General features: G+C 68.7%; 5 protein-coding genes. 3 read left to right on the top strand and 2 right to left on the bottom strand.

What is annotated here, in order from left to right:
* Positions 1-257 precede the first annotated feature (257 nt).
* Positions 258-1,886, bottom strand: a complete 1,629-nt coding sequence (locus QZ294_RS08975; protein WP_297049163.1) for a class I SAM-dependent RNA methyltransferase — start codon at positions 1,884-1,886, stop codon at positions 258-260.
* Positions 1,887-2,166: 280 nt separating this feature from the next.
* Between QZ294_RS08975 and QZ294_RS08970 the strand changes: the two genes are divergently transcribed.
* From QZ294_RS08970 to QZ294_RS08960, 3 genes are all read left to right on the top strand, one after another.
* Positions 2,167-2,838 (top strand): adenylate kinase, encoded by a 672-nt coding sequence (locus tag QZ294_RS08970; RefSeq protein WP_297049161.1) that lies wholly within the window; start codon positions 2,167-2,169, stop codon positions 2,836-2,838.
* Positions 2,839-2,940: 102 nt separating this feature from the next.
* Positions 2,941-3,927: a UDP-glucose 4-epimerase GalE gene (gene galE, locus QZ294_RS08965; RefSeq protein WP_297049159.1), complete on the top strand. Its 987-nt coding sequence runs from the start codon at positions 2,941-2,943 to the stop codon at positions 3,925-3,927.
* Positions 3,911-4,378, top strand: a complete 468-nt coding sequence (locus QZ294_RS08960; RefSeq protein ID WP_297049157.1) for a methionine-R-sulfoxide reductase — start codon at positions 3,911-3,913, stop codon at positions 4,376-4,378. Before galE ends, QZ294_RS08960 begins: the two co-directional genes overlap by 17 nt.
* Positions 4,379-4,460: 82 nt before the next feature.
* Here the strand turns inward: QZ294_RS08960 and QZ294_RS08955 are convergent, their stop codons facing one another.
* The gene (locus QZ294_RS08955) at positions 4,461-7,463 is read right to left on the bottom strand and encodes an AIR synthase-related protein (RefSeq protein ID WP_297049156.1); all 3,003 of its coding nucleotides are present in this window, start codon (positions 7,461-7,463) and stop codon (positions 4,461-4,463) included.
* Positions 7,464-7,479: the final 16 nt, after the last annotated feature.

Below are 7,479 nucleotides of genomic sequence, written 5' to 3'. Positions count from 1 at the left end.
ACCTACGACCTTCGGGTTATGAGCCCGACGAGCTACCGAACTGCTCCACCCCGCGTCATGTGGTCTTTCATATATAGCGCGAGGGGGGGATATGTCAAGGGGAAAAAGGGAAAGGGGTTGAGGTGCAGGAAGGTGTGATGATTATAATATGTTGAAATATCATGATAGTTGTTGGTATTCTTAAGTCTGGCCGCGGCGTTCTTTTTCTGGGGCATTCCGGGAAGCTGGCGCTGAACGGGGGCGAACAGGTTTTTCCATCACGAGGGAAGTGCAGGCCTCTCGTGGCAGTGGCGCGCGGACGGCGGCAAACGTTCGTGTGCCGCTGGGGGGCCTGCACTGCGGGCGGTCCGTGTCCGCGTTCGGCTGCGGCGCCAGAGGGAGCAGCACTCCAGGTGGGGCGTGTGCGGGAAAAGGTCCACCGCGGTCAGGCGTTCCAGGCGGTAGCGCGTTGTGAGCCGGACCGCATCGCGGGCGAGCGTTGCCGGGTCGCAGGAGACATACAGGAGGTGTTCCGGCGCGATCTGGAGCAGGGCGTCAAGAGCGGCCGGCGCAAGGCCGCCCCGGGGCGGGTCAACCAGGGCCATGTCCCACGGCGGCACCGCATGCCCTTTGGCGGCGCCGGGCAGGGGCATGCCGGCAGCCAGCCGGCCCAGCAGCGCGCCCGCGTCGCCGGACTCATAGCGGCAGTCGTTCAGTCCCGCGCTTTCCGCGTTGCGCCGTGCCATGGCGACGGCGCGGCGGTCGCTCTCCATGCCCAGGACCGCCTCGAAGCGCGCGGCCAGCAACTGTCCGGGCGCGCCCACGCCGCAGTAGACATCCAGCAGGCCCCGGCCCGCCGCCGTGGCCGCCATGTCCGTAACCGTGCGGGCAAGGAGTTCCGCGCCCCCGGTATTGACCTGGAAGAACGAGGCCGCATCAAGGGCGAAGTTCCGGCCGCCCAGGGGCAGATGGAGCGTCGCGGCGTCCGGGGTCTCGGCGCCTGTCGCGTCCAGACAGAAAACGCGGCGCTCACCTGCCGCGAGAGCATCCCGCTGGCTGCGTTCCTCGTGGATGAAGCCGCCAAGGCGGCATGACGGACCCATGCCGAGCAGGCGTTCGCCGAGAGCGCGAACGGCGGCGCGTTCCCGCCGGTTCCCCGGGCTGGTCAGGCAGAGCGCCCACCAGCGGGGGAGTTCCTCGCCGGGCAGCCAGCCCTGGCGGAGCGAGAGGAAGCGCCAGAAGCCACGCGCGCCGCCGCTGTCCCTGCGGCGTCGTTCTGGCGCGCGCCAGGCTGTGAATCCGCTTTCCGCCGCGGCCGCGCGCGCCTCCTCCAGCAGCTCCCGGCCGCCTGCCGGCAGGAGGGCGCAGGAGGGGGTAGCCACCACCTCGGCGTCGCCCCGGCTCCTCTGGCCGAGGAGAAGGGCGCCCGCCGCGCTCGTGCCAAAGGCAAGGGTCATGCGGTTGCGGAAGCCGGCAAGGCCGGGCGAGGGGAGCAGGCCGCCCCACGCCCGCTCCAGGTTTTCGGCCTTCAGGCCGCCGATACGCAGCAGCGCATCGCGCGCAAGGCGCGCCTTCCACTCGAGCTGGCGGGCATAGGGCATGGGCTGGAGCGCGCAGCCGCCGCACGCCGGCGTTTGCGGCGCGGCGTCTCCGCCCGCATGCGGACACAGCGGGGGGATCGCGTCCGGCGCCGGGCGCAGGACTTCCAGCAGCGCGGCCTCAAGAAAGCGCGGTCTGCGCGCGATGATCCGGCAGCGCACGGTCTGGCCGGGCAGGGCGCCCTCCACAAAGACCGTCAGGCCGCGCCCATGGGGGCGGCCTGTGTCCCCGAGGTGGCCGATGCCGCGTCCGTCATGGGAAAGCCCGTCAAGCACAAGATCCAGGCACTCGCACATGAGGGAAAGCATAGCAGGTCGGCGCGTTCTCCGCCAGTGCGGGCGCCCGTGGGCCACGCGCGCGGGGTGCGGGGCGGACATCGCGCCCTTGCGCCGAAAATCCCCGCGGGCCTCGCGGGATGCGCCGTTCCGGCCGCAAGCCGCGTATCCCGGCGCGCGCGAGGCATTGACAGGACGTATCTTTCAGGCTAGCGGTAGACGATATTGCGGGTCCGTCCCTGGACCCGGCGATCAGCCGCGAAGCCGCACGGAATGCGGTTTCGCCTCCACATCAATTGCCGAGGAGATTCCGGTGAACATTCTCATTTTCGGCCCCAACGGCAGCGGCAAGGGGACTCAGGGCGAACTGCTCAAGCAGAAGTATGATCTGGCGCACATCGAGTCCGGCGCCATCTTCCGCGAGCATATCGGCGGCGGCACGGAGCTGGGCAAGAAGGCCAAGGCCTATATCGACCGGGGCGATCTCGTGCCCGACGACATCACCATTCCCATGGTGCTGGAGACCCTGCGTACCAAGGGCGCCAAGGGCTGGCTGCTGGACGGCTTCCCGCGCAACATGGTGCAGGCCCGCAAGCTTTGGGAGGCCCTGCAGAAGGAAGGCATGCCGCTCGACTATGTGGTGGAGATCCAGCTGCCGCGCGAAATCGCCAGGCAGCGCATCATGGGGCGCCGCCTGTGCAAGGTCAATAACAACCATCCCAACAATATCTATATCGAGGCCATCAAGCCCGCGGGCGACAGGTGCCGCGTTTGCGGTGGTGAACTGACCCTGCGGAATGACGACCAGGACGAGGCCGCCATCAACAAGCGCCACGACATCTACTACAACACCACGGACGGCACCCTGGCCGCTGCGTACTTCTTCCGCGATCTCGCGGGTGACGGCAAGACGAAATACATCGTTCTTGACGGCGAGGGCAGCATCGATTCCATTCGGGAGGCGCTGCTCGCGCAACTGGATTAGCGCATTTTTGTCATGAAAATGCGCTGATGTGCCGGAATTGCGCGCCGCGCCGCGAACCCGCCAGGGGCAGAGCGGCGCGGCGCGCCGTCTTGGGAGGATGCCATGGCCGTGCTCGTCTGCGGCGGAGCCGGATATATCGGTTCGCACAATGTCCGCGCCCTGCTCGATGCCGGGCGCGAAGTGGTGGTGGCCGACAATTTTCTCACGGGCCACCGCGGGGCCGTGGCGCCCGGCGCCGCGCTCCATGAGGTGGATATCCGCGATGCGGCCGCGCTGGACGCCGTGTTTGCGGCCCATTCCATCGACGCTGTGCTGCATTTTGCCGCCAGTTCCCTGGTGGGCGAGAGCATGGAGCGCCCCCTCGCCTATTTCAACAACAATGTCCTGGGCATGCAGTGTCTGCTGGAGACCATGGAGCGCCACGGCGTGGAGCGGATCGTCTTTTCCTCCTCGGCCGCCGTCTATGGCGAGCCGGACGCCGTGCCCATCCCGGAGGATGCGCCCCTGCGGCCCACCAATCCCTATGGGGAGAGCAAGCGCATCATGGAGCGCATCATGCACTGGGCGGCCCTGGCCCATGGCATGCGCTTTGTCAGTCTGCGCTATTTCAATGTGGGCGGCGCGTGGCCCGGCGGCGCCATCGGCGAGGATCACCGGCCCGAGAGCCATCTCATCCCGCTCATCCTCCAGGTGCCGCTGGGCCTGCGCCCCGAGATCGCCATCTTCGGGAGCGACTATCCCACGCCGGACGGCACCTGCGTGCGCGATTACCTCGACGTTATGGATCTGGCCGATGCCCATCTGCGCGCGCTTGACCATCTGGAGCGCGGCGGCGGGAGCCTGGTCTGCAATCTCGGCAATGGCCGGGGCTTTTCCGTGCGGGAGATGATCGCGGCCGCGCGCCGCGTCACCGGGCATCCCATCCCCGTGCGCGAGGCTCCCCGCCGGCCCGGCGATCCGGCCCGGCTCGTGGCTTCCGCGGAGCTGGCCGGGCGCGCGCTCGGCTGGCGCCCCGCGCGGGATATCGAAGCCATCATCGCTTCCGCCTGGGAATGGCACAGGAGGCATCCGCATGGCTATGCCGCCTGACGGACCGTTCGTTTCCCCGGAGGCCGCGGGCGCCATGCCGCCCCTGAGCCGGGAAGAGGCGGACATCCTCCTCCGCAAGGGCACGGAAGCGCCGTTTTCCGGCCCGTTGCTCCAGGAGCGCCGCGCCGGGCTGTACCGCTGCCGCCAGTGCGGCGCGCCCCTCTATCACTCGCGGGACAAGTTCGATGCCGGGTGCGGCTGGCCGGCCTTTGACGCGGAAGTCCCCGGCGCGGTGCGGCGCCTGCCGGATGTGGACGGCCGCCGTACCGAGATCGTGTGCGCGCGTTGCGGCGGCCATCTCGGCCATGTGTTCACGGGCGAGGGACTCACGCCGCGCAATGTGCGGCATTGCGTCAACTCGCGCTCCCTGAGTTTTGTCCCGGAGGCGGAGCAGGCTTCCGTCACCGGGTCTGACGCCGACGCGCGAAAGAAGACACGCCAAGGCGTATAGCGCGGTCTGGCACGGAAGGCATCCAAACCGCACTGGCAACAGCGGCAGCTGGCGCCCCCGGGGGCTTTTTTCGTTTCGCGCGTTACCAGTCGAGCGTGGCCTTGAAGGCCCGGGCCAGGCCGTCCACCCCTTCGCGCAGGAGCACGCTGTCCCCGCTGCGGAGGACCAGCTCGCCCGTGCCTGTCACCGTGCCGATGCGGCGGCAGAGCTGCCACATGCCAAGCGCCTCCAGCAGCGTTGCCAGGTCGGGCCGCACGCTCACGATGAGGCGGCTGGCGCTCTCGCTGTAGAGCAGCTCGAAACGGCTCATGGACTCCAGGGCGGGCACGGCGTCAAGGTCGATATCCGCGCCGAGGCGGCCGCCGATGCACATTTCCGCCAGGGCCACGGCCAGGCCGCCGTCCGAGCAGTCGTGGCAGGCGGTGAGGGCGCGCTGGCCCATGAGCGCATGGACGCCCCGGTAGCGGGCAAGGGCGCTTGCCGCATCCACCCGGGGCACGCGGCCGCCCGAAAGGCCCAGCTCCGTGGCGGCCTCGCTGCCGGCCATTTCGCGCCAGGTGCCGCCCAGCAGGTAGATGACGTCGCCCTCGCGCTTGAAGTCCGAGCTTTGGGCCGCCGTCACATTGCGGATGACGCCCATGACGGAGAAGAGCACCGTGGGCGGGATGGAGATCCGCTCCCCGCCGCCCAGGTAGTCGTTCTTCATGGAGTCCTTGCCGGAGATGCAGGGCAGGCCGAAGGCCAGGGAGAACTGGCGCAGGGCGCGGCAGGCGCGCACCAGCTGGGCGAGCTTGTAGCGGCCCTCGGCATTGGACTCGCTCCAGACCGGGTCGCACCAGCAGAAGTTGTCGATGCCGGCGAGGGCGTCGGGGTCGCCGCCCACGGCCACGGCGTTGCGGATGGCTTCGTCCATGGCGTTCGCCATCATCCAGTAGGTGTCGTAATCGCTGAACTTGGGGCAGATGCCGTGGCTGAGCACAAGCCCGGCATCGGATTCCAGCAGGGGCCGCAGCACGGCCGCGTCGCCGGGACCGTCGCGCAGGGCGCCCACCAGCGGCTTGATGACGCTGCCGCCGCGCACCTCGTGGTCATACTGGCGGATGATGTATTCCTTGGAGCAGATATTGAGGCGCCCGAGCATGCGCCTGAGGAAGGCGCCCTCATCGTCGGGCGCGGGGCTTTCCATGCGGATGTCCGGGAAGGCGGGACGCTTCCACACGGCCTCCAGATGGAGCTGCGGCACGCCGTCATGGAGAAAGCCCATGTCCAGCAGGGCCACCGTGCGGTCCGCGCAGCGCACCTCGAAAACGCCGGATCCGGTGAATTCGCCCAGATCCGTGGCCTCCACGTCCATGCGCCGGGCAAGCGCCAGGAATTCGTCGAGTTTCGCCCGCGGCACGGCCACGGTCATGCGCTCCTGCGCCTCTGAAAGCAGGATCTCCCACGGCAGGAGTCCGTCGTACTTGAGCGGCGCGCGGTCGATATGCAGCACGCAGCCGCCCGTGTCCTCGGCCATCTCGCCCACCGAGGAGGAAAGGCCGCCCGCGCCGTTGTCCGTGATGGCGTTGTACAGCCCCTTGTCCCGCGCCACCAGGAGAAAGTCGTACATCTTGCGCTGGGTGATGGGGTCGCCGATCTGGACGGCGGTTGCCGGGGAGCCTTCGTGCAGCTCCTCGGAGGAGAAGGTGGCGCCATGGATGCCGTCCTTGCCGATGCGGCCGCCCACCATGACCACGGCATCGCCGGGTTCGGCCTTCTTTTCCCAGCCGGGGCGGCCGCAGACGCTGGTGGGCAGGAGGCCCACCGTGCCGCAAAAGACCAGGGGCTTGCCGAGATAGCGCTCGTCAAAGACCAGGGAGCCGTTGACCGTGGGGATGCCGGACTTGTTGCCGCCGTGTTCCACCCCCTCGCGCACGCCTTCCAGCACGCGGCGCGGATGGAGCAGGCGCGGCGGCAGTTCCTCGGCGTAAAAGGGCGAGGCGAAGCAGAAAACATCCGTATTGCAGACCAGCTCGGCGCCCATGCCCGTGCCCATGGGGTCGCGGTTGACGCCCACGATGCCGGTGAGCGCGCCGCCGTAAGGGTCCAGCGCCGACGGGCTGTTGTGCGTCTCCACCTTGATGCAGGCGTCATAGCCGTTGATGAAGGCGATGACGCCCGCATTGTCCTTGAAGACGGACTTGCAGTAATCCCTCTCGCCCCGGCGCGCGCGCAGGATGGCCGTGGCATCGCGGATGCAGGTCTTGTAGAGGTTGTCCACGCGCTCGCGGCGTCCGGTCTCCTTGTTCGCATAGTCGATGGCCGAGGCGAAGATCTTGTGCTTGCAATGCTCGGACCAGGTCTGGGCCAGGGCTTCCATCTCCACATCCGTGGGGTCGGCGGGGAGGCCCCGCGCCGCGCGGGCGGCGGCGATGTCGGGCCGGGCAAAGTGGTCGCGGATGGCGTGGAGTTCGTCCAGGTTGAGCGCCCAGGTATTGGCGCGGCTGGCGGCCGCAAGCTCCGCGTCGTTCATGGTCGAAAGCGGGATCACGGCCACATCGGCGCGCGCTTCGCCGGTGACGCGCGCGGCCTGGGCGGGAAAGTCCGCTTCGGCCTCCCACTCGGCGGCGCTCTTGATGCGGAAGCGCTGGATAAGGGTGTTGCACAAAAGGTCGCGGGCCATGGTCTCCACCTGCCCGTGGCTCAGGGGCGCGGCGGGATCATTGCGGATGCGGTACTGGAGCGCCGTATAGACGGCAAGGCGCTCGCGCGGGATGCCGAGCACCATGGCGGCGGTGTCGCGCGCGGTGCGGCCCTCGTTGTCCGTGACGCCGGGGCGGAAGCCCACTTCCACATACCAGTCCGGCGGGGGCGCCAGCGGCGGCAGGGTCCCCAGGGCGGCGCGCTGGAGGATGGGGTCATGCCAGACGCCGTCGTCAAGAAGGCGGCGCGCCTGGGTCTCGTCCAGACCGTCGGCGGTGAAGACCTTGACCAGACGGATACTGCCCACGGCGATGCCCAGGGCCGCGCGGACGCGTTCCGCGACCTTGCGTCCCTGAACGTCTTCCAGGTCGGGCCTCGGGCCTGCTTCCAGACGGTAGAGCATGACCTCTCCTTTTCTG

The sequence above is a fragment of the uncultured Desulfovibrio sp. genome (genome assembly GCF_910584445.1).
Classification (GTDB): domain Bacteria; phylum Desulfobacterota; class Desulfovibrionia; order Desulfovibrionales; family Desulfovibrionaceae; genus Desulfovibrio.
Note: the sequence above shows the minus strand (reverse complement) of the source record. Positions and strands in the feature narration are given on the sequence as shown.

What these genes read in the sequence shown, in the direction of transcription:
- galE (WP_297049159.1), top strand. Translation starts at nt 2,941, where the DNA reads ATGGCCGTGCTCGTCTGCGGCGGAGCCGGATATATCGGTTCGCACAAT.
- QZ294_RS08960 (WP_297049157.1), top strand. Translation starts at nt 3,911, where the DNA reads ATGGCTATGCCGCCTGACGGACCGTTCGTTTCCCCGGAGGCCGCGGGC.
- QZ294_RS08955 (WP_297049156.1), bottom strand. Translation starts at nt 7,463, where the DNA reads ATGCTCTACCGTCTGGAAGCAGGCCCGAGGCCCGACCTGGAAGACGTT.
- QZ294_RS08975 (WP_297049163.1), bottom strand. Translation starts at nt 1,886, where the DNA reads ATGCTTTCCCTCATGTGCGAGTGCCTGGATCTTGTGCTTGACGGGCTT.